The organism is Telluria sp. ZB4P36, assembly GCF_059685865.1.
The window spans coordinates 108,649-123,824 of record NZ_JCASIE010000015.1; the positions used below are offsets into that span (position 1 = coordinate 108,649).

At 67.8% G+C, this 15,176-nt stretch carries 14 protein-coding genes; 12 read left to right on the forward strand and 2 right to left on the reverse strand.

Features of this window, described 5'->3' with window-relative positions; translation table 11 throughout:
• The first annotated feature begins 90 nt into the window (after positions 1 to 90).
• The 9 genes from glyA (at position 91) to AC56LK_RS18730 (ending at position 6,841) form a co-directional block, all read left to right on the forward strand.
• Positions 91 to 1,338, forward strand: a complete 1,248-nt coding sequence (glyA, locus tag AC56LK_RS18690) for a serine hydroxymethyltransferase (RefSeq protein WP_497185986.1) — start codon at positions 91 to 93, stop codon at positions 1,336 to 1,338.
• 27 nt (positions 1,339 to 1,365) lie between these two features.
• Entirely contained in the window at positions 1,366 to 1,824 is a 459-nt protein-coding gene (nrdR, locus tag AC56LK_RS18695) for a transcriptional regulator NrdR (RefSeq protein ID WP_497185987.1), read from the forward strand.
• Between the two features lie 112 nt (positions 1,825 to 1,936).
• Entirely contained in the window at positions 1,937 to 2,443 is a 507-nt protein-coding gene (gene pilV, locus AC56LK_RS18700) for a type IV pilus modification protein PilV (protein ID WP_497185988.1), read from the forward strand.
• Positions 2,440 to 3,372 carry a PilW family protein gene (locus tag AC56LK_RS18705; protein ID WP_497185989.1) on the forward strand — a complete coding sequence of 311 codons (933 nt, stop codon included), beginning with the start codon at positions 2,440 to 2,442 and terminating at the stop codon, positions 3,370 to 3,372. Before pilV ends, AC56LK_RS18705 begins: the two co-directional genes overlap by 4 nt.
• Before the next feature lie 7 nt (positions 3,373 to 3,379).
• On the forward strand, positions 3,380 to 4,054 hold the full coding sequence (locus tag AC56LK_RS18710; protein WP_497185990.1) for a pilus assembly PilX family protein: 675 nt from the start codon (positions 3,380 to 3,382) through the stop codon (positions 4,052 to 4,054).
• Positions 4,051 to 4,500: a type IV pilin protein gene (locus AC56LK_RS18715; protein WP_497185991.1), complete on the forward strand. Its 450-nt coding sequence runs from the start codon at positions 4,051 to 4,053 to the stop codon at positions 4,498 to 4,500. The genes AC56LK_RS18710 and AC56LK_RS18715 overlap by 4 nt, the downstream gene beginning before the upstream one ends.
• Entirely contained in the window at positions 4,497 to 5,054 is a 558-nt protein-coding gene (locus AC56LK_RS18720; protein ID WP_497185992.1) for a GspH/FimT family protein, read from the forward strand. The genes AC56LK_RS18715 and AC56LK_RS18720 overlap by 4 nt, the downstream gene beginning before the upstream one ends.
• Before the next feature lie 65 nt (positions 5,055 to 5,119).
• Positions 5,120 to 6,208 carry a bifunctional diaminohydroxyphosphoribosylaminopyrimidine deaminase/5-amino-6-(5-phosphoribosylamino)uracil reductase RibD gene (gene ribD / locus AC56LK_RS18725; protein WP_497186001.1) on the forward strand — a complete coding sequence of 363 codons (1,089 nt, stop codon included), beginning with the start codon at positions 5,120 to 5,122 and terminating at the stop codon, positions 6,206 to 6,208.
• A 6-nt stretch (positions 6,209 to 6,214) separates the two neighbouring features.
• Complete coding sequence (locus AC56LK_RS18730; protein ID WP_497185993.1) at positions 6,215 to 6,841, forward strand: riboflavin synthase; 627 nt, start codon at positions 6,215 to 6,217, stop codon at positions 6,839 to 6,841.
• A gap of 44 nt (positions 6,842 to 6,885) precedes the next feature.
• Here the strand turns inward: AC56LK_RS18730 and AC56LK_RS18735 are convergent, their stop codons facing one another.
• Both AC56LK_RS18735 and AC56LK_RS18740 read right to left on the reverse strand, forming a co-directional pair.
• On the reverse strand, positions 6,886 to 9,759 hold the full coding sequence (locus tag AC56LK_RS18735) for a M16 family metallopeptidase (RefSeq protein WP_497185994.1): 2,874 nt from the start codon (positions 9,757 to 9,759) through the stop codon (positions 6,886 to 6,888).
• A 78-nt stretch (positions 9,760 to 9,837) separates the two neighbouring features.
• The gene (locus AC56LK_RS18740; protein ID WP_497185995.1) at positions 9,838 to 12,513 is read right to left on the reverse strand and encodes a two-component system response regulator; all 2,676 of its coding nucleotides are present in this window, start codon (positions 12,511 to 12,513) and stop codon (positions 9,838 to 9,840) included.
• 360 nt (positions 12,514 to 12,873) lie between these two features.
• Here AC56LK_RS18740 and ribBA point away from each other — a divergent pair, with 360 nt between their 5' ends.
• The 3 genes from ribBA to nusB all read left to right on the forward strand — a co-directional run bounded on the left by ribBA (position 12,874) and on the right by nusB (position 15,010).
• A complete protein-coding gene (gene ribBA / locus AC56LK_RS18745) occupies positions 12,874 to 13,980 on the forward strand; it encodes a bifunctional 3,4-dihydroxy-2-butanone-4-phosphate synthase/GTP cyclohydrolase II (protein WP_497185996.1) in 1,107 nt (368 codons plus the stop codon).
• 66 nt (positions 13,981 to 14,046) lie between these two features.
• Positions 14,047 to 14,526, forward strand: coding sequence for a 6,7-dimethyl-8-ribityllumazine synthase (ribH, locus tag AC56LK_RS18750; RefSeq protein ID WP_497185997.1), 480 nt, complete (start codon positions 14,047 to 14,049; stop codon positions 14,524 to 14,526).
• A 13-nt stretch (positions 14,527 to 14,539) separates the two neighbouring features.
• The gene (gene nusB / locus AC56LK_RS18755) at positions 14,540 to 15,010 is read left to right on the forward strand and encodes a transcription antitermination factor NusB (RefSeq protein WP_497185998.1); all 471 of its coding nucleotides are present in this window, start codon (positions 14,540 to 14,542) and stop codon (positions 15,008 to 15,010) included.
• Positions 15,011 to 15,176 lie beyond the last annotated feature (166 nt).

Sequence of the window (15,176 nt, forward strand, 5' to 3'; positions counted from 1 at the left end):
TGTCGTATCGGGAGGGTGCCTGCGCGCCTGCCGGTCCCGCCCGATTCAACGCTGCCCGTTGCCTGGTATTTCTCTCGATTGGAGTTTTACATGTTTGCAAAAGATCATACGCTCGCCAATATCGACCCGGAACTGTGGGATGCCATCCAAAAAGAAAACGTTCGCCAGCAAGACCACATCGAACTGATCGCTTCCGAGAACTACACCTCGCCGGCCGTGATGGAAGCGCAGGGCTCGCAGCTGACCAACAAGTACGCCGAAGGCTATCCGGGCAAGCGCTATTACGGCGGTTGCGAATACGTCGACGTCGCCGAGCAGCTGGCGATCGACCGCCTGAAGCAACTGTTCGGCGCCGAAGCCGCCAACGTGCAGCCGAACTCGGGCTCGCAGGCCAACCAGGGCGTGTTCTTCGCCATGCTCAAGCCGGGCGACACCATCATGGGCATGTCGCTGGCCGAAGGCGGCCACCTGACCCACGGCATGGCGCTGAACATGTCGGGCAAATGGTTCAACGTCGTCTCGTACGGCCTGACCGAGCAGGAAGACATCGACTACGAGGCCATGGAACGCCTGGCGCGCGAGCACAAGCCGAAGATGATCATCGCCGGCGCCTCCGCCTTCGCGCTGCGCATCGACTTCGAGCGCTTCGCCCGCATCGCCAAGGAAGTCGGCGCCTATTTCATGGTCGACATGGCCCACTACGCCGGCCTGATCGCCGCCGGCGAATACCCGAACCCGGTGCCGCACGCCGACTTCGTCACCTCGACCACGCACAAGTCGCTGCGCGGCCCGCGCGGCGGCATCATCCTGATGAAGGCCGAGTACGAGAAGCAGATCAATTCCGCGATCTTCCCGGGCATCCAGGGCGGTCCGCTGATGCACGTCATCGCCGGCAAGGCCGTGGCCTTCAAGGAAGCGCTGTCGCCCGAGTTCAAGGAATACCAGAAGCAGGTGGTCAAGAACGCCGCCGCCCTGGCCAACACCCTGACCGAGCGCGGCCTGCGCATCGTTTCGGGCCGTACCGAGTCGCACGTGATGCTGGTCGACCTGCGTTCGAAAGGCCTGACCGGCAAGGAAGCGGAAGCAATCCTGGGCCAGGCACACATGACCTGCAACAAGAACGGCATCCCGAACGACCCGCAGAAGCCTTTCGTCACCTCGGGCATCCGCCTCGGCAGCCCGGCCTTCACCACCCGCGGCTTCAAGGAAGAAGACGCGGTCAAGGTGGGCCACCTGATCGCCGACGTGCTGGACAACCCGCACGACGCCGCGACCATCGAGCGCGTCAAGGCGGAAGTGAAGCTGCTGACCGACAAGTATCCGGTCTACGCGAAGTAAGGGTTTTCACCAGCAGCCCGGCGCCCCATGAAATGTCCTTTCTGCCAGCATGAAGATACCCAGGTCCTCGACACCCGCGTGTCCGAGGAAGGGGACGCCATCCGCCGGCGCCGGCGCTGCGCGAAGTGCGACAAGCGCTTCACCACCTACGAGCGCATCGAGCTGTCGATGCCGATCATCGTCAAGAAGAACGGCAGCCGCACCGAGTTCTCGTCCAACAAGCTGCGCGGCAGCCTGATGCTGGCGCTGCGCAAGCGCCCGGTCGCCGCCGAAGCCATCGACACCGCGGTCGCCACCATCGAGGAAAAGCTCCTGACCAGCGGCCGCCGCGAGGTGGACACCGGCTACGTCGGCGAGCTGGTGATGCAGGAACTCAAGCGGCTCGACAAGATCGCCTACATCCGCTTCGCCTCCGTCTACAAGAACTTCGAAGACCTGGCCGAGTTCCAGGAAGCGCTGGCCGAAGTCGGCCATCCTCGCAAGTAAACGTCCACTCCCAGCAGTTCCCCTGACACGATTGCGCCAGCTCACGGCTGGCCGGCGCTCGCCTGATAACTTCGCAGCTCGCAGTCGACCGGGAGGGCATGTGAGGGCAAAAATGGGGGGATTCACGCTGGCCGAGGTGCTGGTCGCGCTGTTCGTGCTGGCCATCGGCATCGTCGGCGCCGGGGCAACCCAGCTGACAGCCGAACGCACGCGCCAGCAATCGGCGCTGATGTCCGAAGCGGCGCAGCTGGCGGCGTCGCTGGCGGCGCGCATGCAGGTCAATCCTGCGGTCGCCGGCCTGCCCGACGGCGCCAATCCCTATCTCGCCTTCGCCTATGACGCGGCCGGCGGCCCGCCCGCAGCCGGCATGGGCTGCTACGGCGGCGCCGGCTGCACGCCGGCCCAGCTGGCCGAGTCCGACCTGCACGACATCCGCCAGGCGCTGCACGTCCAGTTCCCGCGCGGCCGCATCGCCGTGTGCCGCGACGGCTCGCCCTGGGACAGCGCCACCCGCCGCTTCCGCTGGAGCTGCGACGGCAACGCCGACGCGCTGCCGGTCGTCAAGCTGGGCTGGCAGGGAACGGGCGATGCACCCGGCTACGTGGCGGTGCTCCGATGATGGTCCAACGAGGCATGTCGCTGGTCGAGCTGCTGGTCGCCATGACGGTCGGCCTGGGCGTGCTGCTCGGCGCGGCCGGCCTGTTCATCTGGGCCAACCGGGCCTTTGCCGCCCAGCTGGAGACGGCCGCGATGGACGACGCCGGACGCTATGCCCTGGAAGCGATCGCCAGGGCGGTGCGGCAGGCCGCGGCCGCCGACTGGGAAGGCGCCGCTACCGGACCGGAACTGGGTGCGCCGGCGCGCCTGGCCGGGCTCGACGCCAGCAGCGTGCACCGGACCGGCTTCGGCATCGACGACGCATCCGCCGCTGCCGCCGATGTGGTGAACGGCAGCGACGTGCTGGCAGTCCGTTTCCCGGGCACGGGAGCGGCGCCGAATGGCGACGGCACCAGCCTCGATTGCGCCGGCTTCAGCGTGCACCGCGACGAGGAAGGCTGGAGCATCTTCTACGTCGCCCGCAACGCCCAGGGCGATGCCGAGCTGCGCTGCAAATACCGGGGCGCCGGCGCCTGGTCGGCAGATGCGGTGGTCGGCGCGGTCGACAGCTTCCAGGTGCTGTACGGCCTCGACACAGATGCCGACGGGGCGCCGGAGCGCTACGTCAACGCCAGGGCCCTGGCCGGACTGGACGCGGGACTCGCGCTCGCCGGCGCGACCGCCGCCGAGCGCGCGGCGGACCTGCGCCGGCGCACCCACTGGAAGAAGATCGTGAGCGTACGGGTGGCGCTGTTGCTGCATGGTCCGGTCAGCCGGCTGGGGACGGCGGGCGATACCGTCTACGCGCTGTTCGGGCGCGGCTACGGCGAGCCGGCCGGCGCGGACGATGCCGGCACGCGCCTGCGCGAGGCGGCCCTGTCCGCCGGCGCAGCGCCGCGTTACCGCAAGGTATTCGGCACCACCATCGCGCTGCCGGCGCGCATGCGCTGAGGGCGCGATGACGGCATCTACCCGGCCTTCCCGGCATGGCAAGGAGCAGCGTGGCGTCGCGCTGCTGACCGCGCTGCTGCTGATGCTGGCGGTCCTGATGACCAGCATTGCCGCGGCGCGCACGGCGATCAGCGGTGCGCGTGCCGCCGGGCACGAGCGCGACCGGATGCTGGCCTTGCAGGGCGCGATGGCCGCGCTGGCGGACGCCGAACACGACATCGAAGGCTTGAGCGACCCCGCGTCGGCGCGCGCCGCCGCCTTGGCGAACGGGACCGCGGCGGCCTTCGCGGGCGGCTGCCGTGGCGGCGCCCCCTATGAGGGCCTGTGCGAACACGCCCCGGACGCCGGCACCATCCTGGCCGCACTGGCGGACGAGGACGGGCCGGCGGTCGCCCTCGGCAGCTTCACGGGCGCCCAGATCCCGGCAGGCGAGGGCGGACTGGCGGCCCGGGCGCCGCGCTACCTCATCGAGCGCATGCCGTCGGCATCCGGAGCGCTGCTGTACCGGGTGAGCGCGCTCGGCTTCGGCAGTGCGGCGGCGACCCAGGTGGTGCTGCAGGCCTATTACCTGAAGCTGCCCGCCGCCGCTACACCGGGTCGGCCGGCGGCGCCGGGCAGCCCGGGCGGACCCGGCATCCGCGTCGGCTGGCGCGAAATCGGCAATTGGCGGGAGAGAAGATGAGGACACACCGCGGGTTCACCCTGGTCGAGCTGCTGGTCGTGCTGGCGATCGTCTCGATCCTGACGGCCTTCGCCTACCCGAACTATGCGCGCCACGTGGTCAGGAGCCGGCGTGTCCAGGCGCAGCTGGCGCTGGTCGATACCATGCAGAAGCAGGAACAGTACCGCGCGCTGCACCATACCTATGCCGCCTTCTCCGCGGCGTCCACGGATGCCGACAGCCGCCAGTTCCGCTGGTGGATCGGTGCGCAGCCGGGCGACAGCGCCTACGAGCTCGACGGACGGGCCTGCGAGGGGCAGCCCATCAGCCAGTGCATCGAACTGCGCGCCCGGCCGGGAACCGCGAACGTCGACAGCGGTTTCAGCGATCCCGACTGCGGCGTGCTGCGTCTTGCCAGCAGCGGGGCGCAGGGCGCGAGCGGGGCGGCGCCGCGCTGTTGGCCATGAGGCCCAGCCCACCCAAGGGCGCCACGCTGGCCGAACTGGCCGTGGTGCTCGCCGTTGCCGCCTTGCTGTTTGCGGTGGCCGCGCCGGACTTGGGGGCGCTGGTGCGCGCCCAGCAGCTGAAAGCCGCCTCCGGCGAACTGCGCGACGCGATCCTGCATGCCCGGGCGCAAGCCATCGCCCGCCAGGAACAGGTCAAGCTGATGCCGCGCGACCCACTGGGCGCCGACTGGGCGCAGGGCTGGACGGTGTTCATCGACCGCGACGGCGACCGCCTGCCGGGAGCGCCTGACGAGGTGCTGGCCGTCCACGGGCCCTTGCCGCAAGGCTTGCGGGTCGGCTTTTCCTTCACCAGCTCAGCGCCGCCCCGGTACATCGCCTACAATGGCGCCGGGCGCAGCTGCAGCGATACCAGCAGCGCCGCGGCGCGCCTCGGCACCCTGTCGCTGTTCCACGGCGGGCAGACCCGCCGTATTAAAATCAATATGCTCGGGCGCGTACGGCTGTGCAATCCGGCGCGCGACGCGGGCTGCGAGGGCAGCGCAGCGCCGCCCTGAACTGGACAGCGGAACGGAACATTTTGGCACACGACACGGCACAGATCCTCAACGATACCGACGGCATGGCGCTGGCACTCGCCTGGGCCGCGAAAGGCATGTTCATCACGGCGCCGAATCCCCGGATCGGCTGCGTGATCGTGCGCGACGGCGTCGTCATCGGCGCCGGCCACACCCAGCCTGCCGGCCAGGCCCATGCCGAGATCCAGGCGTTGCGCGACGCCCAGGCGCGCGGCAACGATGTCCGCGGCGCCACCGCCTACGTCACGCTGGAACCGTGCAGCCATTACGGGCGCACGCCACCCTGCTCGAACGCGCTGGTGCAGGCGGGCCTCAGGCGCGTGGTGGCGGCCATGACCGACCCCAACCCGCTGGTCGCCGGGCGCGGCCTGGCCCAGCTGGAGGCGGCCGGCATCGCCGTGACCTCGGGCGTGCTGGCCGACCAGGCCCATGAACTCAACATCGGCTTCTTCTCGCGCATGCGGCGCGGCCTGCCCTGGGTGCGCCTGAAGGTCGCGGCCAGCCTGGACGGCGCCACCGCGCTGACCGGGGGCGAGAGCCAGTGGATCACCGGGGCCGAGGCGCGCGCCGACGGCCATGCCTGGCGCGCCCGTGCGCAGGTGATCCTGACCGGTATCGGCACGGTCAAGGCCGACGACCCGCAACTGAACGTGCGCGGCGTCGATACGCCCATGCAGCCGCGCCGCGTGATCGTCGACAGCCGGCTCGACATACCGCTTGCGGCGCGCATCCTGCAGGGCGAGCCGTGCTGGATCGTGGCCGCCGTCGAGCTGCCCGAGAAAGCTGCGGCGCTGCGCGCGGCCGGACATGAAGTCCTGGCGCTGCCGAATGCCCGGGGCAAGGTCGACCTGCCGGCCCTGATGCGTGAACTGGGGCGCCGCGCGATCAATGAAGTGCACGTGGAAGCCGGGTCGAAACTGAATGCCTCGCTGGTGCGCGAAGGCTGCGTCGACGAGCTGCTGGTCTACCTGGCCCCGAACCTGATCGGGCCGGGGCAGGGCATGTTCGAGCTGCCGCCGCTGGCGCGCCTGGCCGACAAGCGCCGCCTGCGCTTCCACGACCTGGCCCGCGTCGGCGACGACATCCGGATCCTGGCCCGCTTCATCCAACCTGACACCAACACTGAGGAATAAGCTCGTATGTTTACTGGAATCGTCGCCGCCGTCGGCAACATCACCTCGGTCACCCCCCTGGAGGGTGGCTCGTTCGCGGGCGTGCGCCTGGAAGTCGACGCCGGCCCGCTGGCGCTGGCCGACGTCGCCCTGGGCGACTCGATCGCCATCAACGGCGCCTGTATGACCGTGGTCGCCAAGACCGACAAGGCCTTCACCGTGGACGTCTCGCGCGAAAGCCTGAACAAGACCGTGGGCCTGGAAGCCAGCGGCGAAGTCAACCTGGAAAAGGCATTGACCCTGGCCGAGCGCCTGGGCGGTCACCTGGTATCCGGCCACGTCGACGGACTGGGTGTGGTGCACAGCTTCGAGCCGGTCGGCGAATCGCGCGAACTGGTCATCGACGCCCCCTGGGAACTGGCGAAGTTCCTGGCCTATAAAGGGTCGGTGGTCGTCAACGGCGTGTCGCTGACGGTGAACCGCGTGGAAGACATCGCTGGGGAAGGGGGCAAGCTGTGCCGCTTCTCGATCAACCTGATTCCGCACACGATCGAGGTGACCACGCTGAAGCACCTGAAGGCCGGGTCGAAGGTGAACCTGGAGATCGACCTGATTGCGCGTTACGTGGAGCGCATGCTGTCGGCAAAGGATTGATTCGTTGGGTGGTCGGCAGAATGAATGAACCGACCACCCGATATTTAGCCGCCAGGTACCGTTGCCTTGGTGGTCGACGCCGCCACCGTCTGCACCGCCTGCGTCTCCGGATTCAACACCACCTGCACGTAGTTCTGCTCGTTGAAGTAGCGCTGCGCCGCAATGCGGATATCTGCCGCCGACAGCGCCTGCACCTGCTTCTCGACCTGCAGGATGGCCCCGGGATCCGTCCCTTCGCTCAGCGCCGTCTGCAAATGCCCCAGCCAGTAACCGTTCTCGCGCAGCGAGCGGCGGTGATTCTGGATCCAGTTGCTCTTCACTTTCTCCAGGTCGGCCGCTTCCGGTCCCTCGAGCTGCAGCTTCTTGATTTCGGCAAAGGTCGCGGCGATCACCTTGTCCACGTGTTCCGGCCCGGTCGGCAGGGTCACGCCGATCGAATAGTTCCCGTAGGGGATCTTGCTGAGCACGCCGGCGGCGCCGCCGCCGTAGATCAGCGCCATCTTTTCGCGCAGCACGTCGATGATGCGCAGGTTCACCACTTCGAGCAGGGCCGACAGGCGCAGCTGCTCGGCTTCGGTGAACTCGGCCTGGCCGGTGAAGGTCAGCGAGATCGTGCTCTTCGGCTCAGAACCGCTGCGCACTTCGCGCTTGACCACCCCCGTCGCCGGACGCAGGCCGACGTCGCGGAAGGCAACGGTGAGCTCGGGCGTGGGCAGGCTGCCGAGGTAGGCCGCCAGCAGCGGCTTGATCGCGGCCGTATCGAAACTGCCGACCAGGACGAAAGTCAGGTCGCGGGCGCTGGAGAAGCGCTGGCGGAAGATGTCGATGCTGCGGTCGAGGTCGATCTGCCCGTACTCTTCGGCCTTGAGCGTGCGCGGCGCCCGCGGGTGGTTGTTGTACAGCGCCGCCATCACCGCGTCGCCGAAGCGTGCGCCGGGCTGGGCGGTCTGGTTGCGGGCCTGCTCGGCCTGTTTGCCGACATAGGAGCGGAACAGGTCTTCGTCGCGCCGCACGCCGTGGAATTTCAGCCAGGTAAGCTGCAGCATGGTCTCGATGTCGGTCGCGCCCGAGGCGCCCACCACGACGTCGGTGTAGTTGGCCAGGCCGACGTTCACCTGCGCCGCCTTGCCGGCCAGGATCTTGCGCATGTCGAGCGGGCTGAAGTCCTTCACGCCCATGCTGGCCACGATCGCATTCGCGAAACGCGCGTTCAGGATGTCCTGGTCGCTGAACAGGCTCTGGCCGCCGAAGCGGGCCGCGCTCATCATCACCTGGTCGTTGCGGAAGTCGGTCGGTTTCAGGATCACCTTGACGCCGTTCGACAGCACCAGGTGGGTCAGGCCGAGCGCCTTGTCGTGCGACTCGGCGACGATTGTGCCGGGTGTCGGCGGGCGCTCCATCAGGCGGGCCGCGACGGCTTTCTCGTCGTGCGGGCGCAGTTCGGCGCGCTGGGCCGCCGCCACGGCCGCCAGCAGCTGGGCGCCCTGCGGGGTCTCGGGCCGGGTCACGCCGGTGTACAGCACCAGTTTGCCGGACTCGAGCGGGATGGTGCGGCGCGCATAGGCGTTGAGTTCCTCGAGCGTGATGCCGGGCACCAGCTCCTTGACGTAGCGGTATTCGGTGTCGATGCCGGGAATCGCTTCCTGCTGCAGGAAGTTGCGGATGTATTCGGCGGCATAAGTGCCCGAGTCGCTCTTGGCGCGCTCGTTCCAGGCCTGCTCGTAATCGCGCATCAGGCTTTTCTTGACGCGCTCGAGTTCCGCGGCGCTGAAGCCGTAGCGGCGGGCGCGCTCGTTTTCTTCGACCAGGGCGGTGAGCGCCGCCTCGGCGCCGCGCGGCCCCAGCGCCGCCGAGGCGTTGTAGGAGCGGTAGCGCGGGGTCAGCTTGCCGAGCGAGCTGCTGGCGCCCATGAAGGGCGGCTCGGGCAGCTGGGACAGCTCCCCCAGTCGCTGGTTGAGCATGGCGGAAAACATGGCCTGCACCAGGTTGTCGCGGTAGGCGCGGATGGTGCCGGCCTCGACCACCGGCTGGACCGGGTAGCGGATCAGCACCGCATTGCCGGTCGCTTCCTGGTCGGTGACCACCAGTGCCTCGGTGGCCTGGCGCGCCGGGATCTCGGCATAGGGGCGGGGACGCGCCGGCTTCGGGTTCTTCAGCTGGGCGAAATGTCGCTTGACCAGCTGTTCGGCGCGCGCCGGATCGATGTCGCCGACCACCACCACCGCCATCAGGTCGGGGCGGTACCAGTCGCGGTAAAACCGGGTCAGGGCTTCGGGCTTGAAGTTGCGCAGCACGTCCTCGGTGCCGATCGGCAGGCGCTCGGCGTAGCGCGAGCCGTTGAAGATCGCCGGCATGATCTGCTTGCCCATGCGGTCCGAGGCGCCTTTGCCGAGGCGCAGCTCTTCGAGCACGATGCCGCGTTCCTTGTCGATGTCTTCGGGGTCGAAGCGCAGGCCGTGGGCCCAGTCTTCGAGTACCTGGAAGGCCTTGGCCACGTGCTCTTGCTTGTCGGTCGGGATCGGCAGGATGTAGACGGTTTCGTCGAAGGAGGTATAGGCGTTCAGGTCGGCTCCGTAGCCGACGCCGATCGTCTGCAGGTAGGACACCAGCTCGTGCTTGCGGAAGTTGGTCGAGCCGTTGAAGGCCATGTGCTCGACGAAGTGGGCCAGGCCGCGCTGGTCCTCGTCCTCGAGGATGGAGCCGGCCTTGACCACGAGGCGCAGTTCGAGCTTGCGCTCGGGACGGGCATTGCGCTGGATGTAATAGGTGAGGCCGTTGGCGAGCTTGCCCACCTTGACCTGCGGGCCCACGGGAATCGGTGCGTCCAGGCGCAAGGCTGCAGCGCCGGCGATGCCGGCCAGCGACTGCGCGCACAGCAGCGCGGCCAGGCACAGGCCGCGCACGAAATTGTTGCTCATCTGGGATCCGATTCTAGGGACGAGCAGGCATTCTACCGCGCATGGCGCCGGATACTGTTGCGCTGTCGTGTATCTATGTCAAACCGCGACGCGCCCCTTGGCAAGCAGTTGGGCCATTTCCTGGGCCGGCACCGGGCGGCTGTACAGGTAGCCCTGCATCACGTCGCAGCCGATCAGTCCCAGGAAGTCGCGCTGGCCGACCGTTTCCACGCCCTCGGCCACGACCGACAGCGACAAGCCCTGGGCCAGCGCGATGGTGGCCTGGGCGATCGCGGCGCTGCGCTGCTCGGTGGTGATGTTGCGGACAAAGGTCTGGTCGATCTTGAGCTTGTCGAGCGGGAAGCGCGACAGGTAGCCGAGCGAGGCATAGCCGGTGCCGAAGTCATCCAGCGACAGCGATACGCCCATGGCGCGCAGCTCGGCCATCTGCGCCTCGGCCGCGGCGCTGTCGCCCAGCATCACGCTCTCGGTCAGCTCCACCTCCAGGTAGCGCGGCGCCAGTCCACTGTCGTCCAGGGCCTGGCGCACGATCCCGCTGACCGAGCCGGCCTTGAACTGGCTGGCCGAGACGTTGACGGCAACCCGCGCCGGCGGCAGGCCGGCGTTTTGCCAGGCCTTGTTCTGGAAGCAGGCCTGGCGGATCACCCATTCGCCGATCGGGTGGATCAGGCCGGTGTCCTCGGCCAGCGGGATGAAGTCGCCCGGCGGTACCACGCCGATCTCGTCGCTGCGCCAGCGCAGCAGCGCCTCCATGCCGACCACGCTGCCGTCGATGCGCGAGACCTGCGGCTGGTAGTGCAGGGCCAGTTCCTCGCGTTCGATGGCGCGCCGCAGGCGCGTCTCCAGCGCCAGCCAGCGCAGCGCCTGGGCGTTCATTTCGCCCTTGAAGAAGCGGAAGCCGTTGCGTCCCGCGCCCTTCATGTCGGTCAGCGCGGCGTCGGCGGCCTTCAGCAGGTCGCCGGGCGCACTGCCGTCGCGCGGGAAGATGCTGATGCCGACGCTGCCGGTGACCACCACGTCGTGCCCGCCCACCTGGTGGGGCTGGGCGATGGCGTCGATCAGGCGGCGCGCGGCCAGGATGATGTCGTCGGTGTCCTTGCAATTGGTGAGCAGCAGGACGAATTCGTCGCCGGACAGGCGCGCCAGGGTGTTGGTCGGGCCGGCGATCTCGCCGACCCGGCGCGCCACCTCGCACAGCACCGCGTCGCCGGCCGCGTGGCCGAGGCTGTCGTTGATGCGCGAGAGGCGGTCGATATTGAACAGGAGCAGGGCGAGCTGGCCGTCGCCCAGGCGCGCGGACGCCATCGCCTGCTGCAGGCGGTCGTTGAACAGCGAGCGGTTCGGCAGCAGCGTGAGCGCGTCGTGGTTGGACAGGAAGTCGAGCTGGTGGTGCGCGGCCTTGAGGGCCGACAGGTCGGTCGATACCGAGACGTAGGCGGTCAGGTTGCCGGCTTCGTCGCGCACGGCGCTGATGCCGAGGCGTTCGGGATAGATTTCACCGTTCTTGCGTCGGTTCCAGATTTCGCCGCGCCACTGGCCATCGCTCTCCAGGCAGCGCCACATGCTCCCGTAAAAGGCCTCGTCGTGCCGGCCCGAGCGCAGGATGCGCGGGTTCTTCCCGATCACTTCCGCCTCGCGGTAGCCGGTGATCTGCTCGAAGGCCGGGTTGACGGCGACGATGTTGGCATGGGCATCGGTCATCATGATGCCTTCCTGGGTGCTGTCGAAGACCTGGCGGTTCAGTTCGAGCCGGTGCTGGCTCTCGCGCAGGGCTTTGTCGGCGTCGGCGCGCGCCAGCGCCTCGAGCTGCAGCTGGGCGGCGTGGCGCTGGACCACGTCGTACAGGTTCAGGTTTTCATAGGCCACCGCCAGCTGGGCGGCCAGCGCGGTGGCCCAGCGTTCTTCTTCTTCGGTGAAGGCGGGGGCGCCGAGGCGGCGCGCGCAGTACAGCCAGCCGTGCGGATGCTGCAGGTCGTGTACCTGCAGGCCGAGGAAGCTGCCCATGGCCGGATGACAGGACGGCATGCTGCCGAGCATCGGATCGCCTTCCGCCAGGCGCAGCGGCGCGCGGGCGCGCAGCAGCATGCCGGGCAACTGGCCCTCGTCCAGCGCGTGGGCTGCGAGCAGGCTCGGTGCGAGCGACCAGGTGTCGAGGTGGCGGACGCTGCGCTCGACCCGGTCGAGCAGGCATAGCGCGGCACAGTCGGCATGCAGCACGCGGCGTGCGGCATCGAGGAAGGACGAGGCCAGGGTCTCGACGCGGCGCTCGCCGATCAGGGCCAGGCACATGCGTTCCAGTTCGGCCAGGCGCGCGCTGAGGTCGAAGGGCAGGGCGCGGTCGCTTTCCGGCGCCAGCTGCGGCACCGGCAGCGGCGGCTCGCCCTCGAGCACGCCCAGTTCGGCGCCGATGGCGTCGAGGATCTGTTGCGGGTCGGCCGGCTTGGGCAGCACGGTAGCGACGCCGCAGCGCGCCGCCATCGCCTTGGTCTCGTGTTCCGCGTAGACGGCGGAAAAGAAGATCACGCGGATGCTGCGCAGGTCGGCATCGAGACGCAGCTGCTGGACCAGCTCGTAGCCGTCCATGACAGGCATCAGGATGTCGGTGATGATCAGGTCGGGGCGCCGGACGCGCGCCAGCGTCAGGGCCTGGGCCCCGTCTTCGGCCTCCAGCAGGCTGTGGCCGGTAAAGCCGAGCAGGGCATTCAGGAAGGCGCGGTTGCTCGGGCGGTCGTCGACGATCAGGATCGTGGCCATTCAGTGCCGCCTTTCCGGGGAAGGCGGACAGCGACTGAAGGCGTGCGGAATGACCGTCATGGCAACTCCAGGAAATGGCCGAGCGTCACGTGGGAAAGTTCCCGGCGACACCCCAGGCCGCGATGTCTTCATCATAATCGAGTCATGCGTGGGCACGCTAGCTTGTTGCGTGCAAGAAGCTGAGCTTAACAATTCCATGTGGGCAAATGTACGCGAATTGTTGCGTGTTGCTCATTGGCAACAACCGTTGGCGAATGCGCAGCGCTGTGATGGAGCAGCTCTTGCTTTGCTTCGGTTGAAAGACGGTAAATCCTTTAAAATAGCGGATTACGCAAACACCGCCGTTTCAAGGAAATCCGTATGTCTATCTCCAGCACCGAGGAAATCGTTGCCGAACTGCGCGCAGGGCGCATGGTCATTCTGGTCGATGAAGAAGATCGCGAGAACGAGGGCGACCTGGTGCTGGCCGCCGACTTCGTCACTCCGGAAGCGATCAACTTCATGATCCGCCACGCGCGCGGCCTGGTCTGCCTGACCCTGACCGAAGAACGCTGCGACGAGCTGGCGCTGCCGATGATGACCTCGAAGAACGGCACCTCCTTCGGCACCAACTTCACGGTGTCGATCGAAGCGGCCGAGGGCGTGACCACCGGCATTTCCGCCGCCGACCGCGCGCGCACCATCCAGGTGGCCGTGAACAAGGGCACGACGCCGGACGACCTGGTCCAGCCGGGCCACATCTTCCCGCTGCGCGCCCAGAAGGGCGGCGTCCTGATGCGCGCCGGCCATACCGAAGCCGGCTGCGACCTGACCGAGATGGCCGGCCTGACCCCGGCCTCGGTGATCTGCGAGATCATCAAGGAAGACGGCACCATGGCGCGCCTGCCGGACCTGATCGAGTTCGCGCAGGAACACAAGCTGAAGATCGGCACCATCGCCGACCTGATCCATTACCGCAGCCAGAACGAAAGCCTGGTCGAGCGCGTGGCCGAGCGCCCGATGGCCACGCCCCACGGCGATTTCAAGCTGGTCGCCTTCCGCGACAAGCCGAGCGGCGCGGCCCACCTGGCCCTGGTGCACGGCGAGCTGTCGCGCGACAAGGAAGCCTTGGTGCGCGTGCACCAGCCGGTCTCGATCCTCGACGTGCTGGGCGATTGCGCCTCGACCCACTCCTGGGACCTGGCCTCGGCCATGAAGGCGGTCAAGAAGGGCGAGAGCGGCGTCATCGTGCTGCTGAACTGCGGCGAGACCGCCGACCAGCTGTTCGCCCAGTTCGCCCCGCGCGACAGCGGCCCGCGCAGCGCCCGCGCGGCCTCGATGGACCTGCGCACCTACGGCATCGGCGCCCAGATCCTGCGCAACCTTGGCGTCGGCAAGATGCAGCTGCTGGCGAATCCGCGCAAGATGCCTTCGATGACCGGCTTCGACCTGGAAGTCACCGGCTACCTGCCGCAGCCAAACGCCTGACGGCGCGCGGCCACCGGCGAATACCCACTAATATATATATACACATTCGAGAAGAAGAGGTCAGCCATGACGGTAGGAACTTTTGAAAGCAATCTGGCGGGCGACGGCCTGCGTATCGGCATCGTGCAGGCCCGGTTCAACGCCGACGTCGGCCACGGCCTGCTGTCGTCCTGCCTGGCCGAACTGAAGCGCCTGGGCGTCGCCGACGAGGACATCCTCCACATCACGGTGCCGGGTGCGCTGGAAGTCCCGCTGGCGCTGCAGAAAATGGCCGAGACCCAGCAGTTCGATGCCCTGATCGCGCTGGGCGCGGTGATCCGCGGCGAGACCTACCACTTCGAGCTGGTGTCGAACGAATCCGGCGCCGGCATCACCCGCATCGGCCTGGACTACGGCATGCCGATCGCCAACGCCATCCTCACCACCGAGAACGACGAGCAGGCCGAAGCCCGCATGGCCGAGAAGGGCGCCGACGCGGCGCGCGTCGCGGTCGAGATGTCGAACCTGCTGTTCGCGCTGGAAGAGCTGCAGGCTGAAGAAGAATAAGGAAGGGAAGCACATGACTGAAAAGACCACGCACGCCAACCCGAGCAAGAACCGCACGCCGCGCCACCGCGCGCGCGAGTTCGCGCTGCAGGGACTGTACCAATGGCTGCTGAACAATGAGCCGGCCCGCACGGTCGTCACCAACATCCGCGGCGCGCACGGTTTCGAGAAGGCCGACGGCGAGTTCTTCAGCGAACTGCTGAACGGCGCCATCGCCACCTCGGTCGAGCTGCGCGAAGTCATCGCGCCGCTGATCGACCGCAGCGTGGCCGAGCTGTCGCCGATCGAGCACGGCGTCCTGCTGCTGGGCGCCTACGAGCTGAAGAACCACCCGGAAGTCCCCTACCGCGTCGTGATCAACGAAGCGGTCGAGCTGACCAAGTCCTTCGGCGGCATCGACGGCCACAAGTACGTCAACGGCGTGCTGGACAAGCTGGCATCGACCCTGCGCCCGGACGAGGTGGGAGCGGACGCGCGCCGCTAAGCCTCATCGCTCTATATAAATAGAGAAAGCCACCGTGGCACTGCCCGGTGGCTTTTTTTTGGTTCTTCGCGGGAAATGGGGGAAGACGGGATTGACGAACTGAGCGGGAGGTGGTGGCGGAGGTTTGATGTTGGTAGATTGATAGTCGCCAAACAAATCAGTCTGT

Bases quoted from the DNA above. Each gene is read 5' to 3' on its own strand.
- AC56LK_RS18730 (WP_497185993.1), top strand. From the start codon at position 6,215: ATGTTTACTGGAATCGTCGCCGCCGTCGGCAACATCACCTCGGTCACC.
- nusB (WP_497185998.1), top strand. From the start codon at position 14,540: ATGACTGAAAAGACCACGCACGCCAACCCGAGCAAGAACCGCACGCCG.
- pilV (WP_497185988.1), top strand. From the start codon at position 1,937: ATGGGGGGATTCACGCTGGCCGAGGTGCTGGTCGCGCTGTTCGTGCTG.
- AC56LK_RS18705 (WP_497185989.1), top strand. From the start codon at position 2,440: ATGATGGTCCAACGAGGCATGTCGCTGGTCGAGCTGCTGGTCGCCATG.
- ribD (WP_497186001.1), top strand. From the start codon at position 5,120: ATGGCGCTGGCACTCGCCTGGGCCGCGAAAGGCATGTTCATCACGGCG.
- glyA (WP_497185986.1), top strand. From the start codon at position 91: ATGTTTGCAAAAGATCATACGCTCGCCAATATCGACCCGGAACTGTGG.
- AC56LK_RS18715 (WP_497185991.1), top strand. From the start codon at position 4,051: ATGAGGACACACCGCGGGTTCACCCTGGTCGAGCTGCTGGTCGTGCTG.
- AC56LK_RS18735 (WP_497185994.1), bottom strand. From the start codon at position 9,759: ATGAGCAACAATTTCGTGCGCGGCCTGTGCCTGGCCGCGCTGCTGTGC.
- AC56LK_RS18710 (WP_497185990.1), top strand. From the start codon at position 3,380: ATGACGGCATCTACCCGGCCTTCCCGGCATGGCAAGGAGCAGCGTGGC.
- ribBA (WP_497185996.1), top strand. From the start codon at position 12,874: ATGTCTATCTCCAGCACCGAGGAAATCGTTGCCGAACTGCGCGCAGGG.
- AC56LK_RS18740 (WP_497185995.1), bottom strand. From the start codon at position 12,513: ATGGCCACGATCCTGATCGTCGACGACCGCCCGAGCAACCGCGCCTTC.
- nrdR (WP_497185987.1), top strand. From the start codon at position 1,366: ATGAAATGTCCTTTCTGCCAGCATGAAGATACCCAGGTCCTCGACACC.
- ribH (WP_497185997.1), top strand. From the start codon at position 14,047: ATGACGGTAGGAACTTTTGAAAGCAATCTGGCGGGCGACGGCCTGCGT.
- AC56LK_RS18720 (WP_497185992.1), top strand. From the start codon at position 4,497: ATGAGGCCCAGCCCACCCAAGGGCGCCACGCTGGCCGAACTGGCCGTG.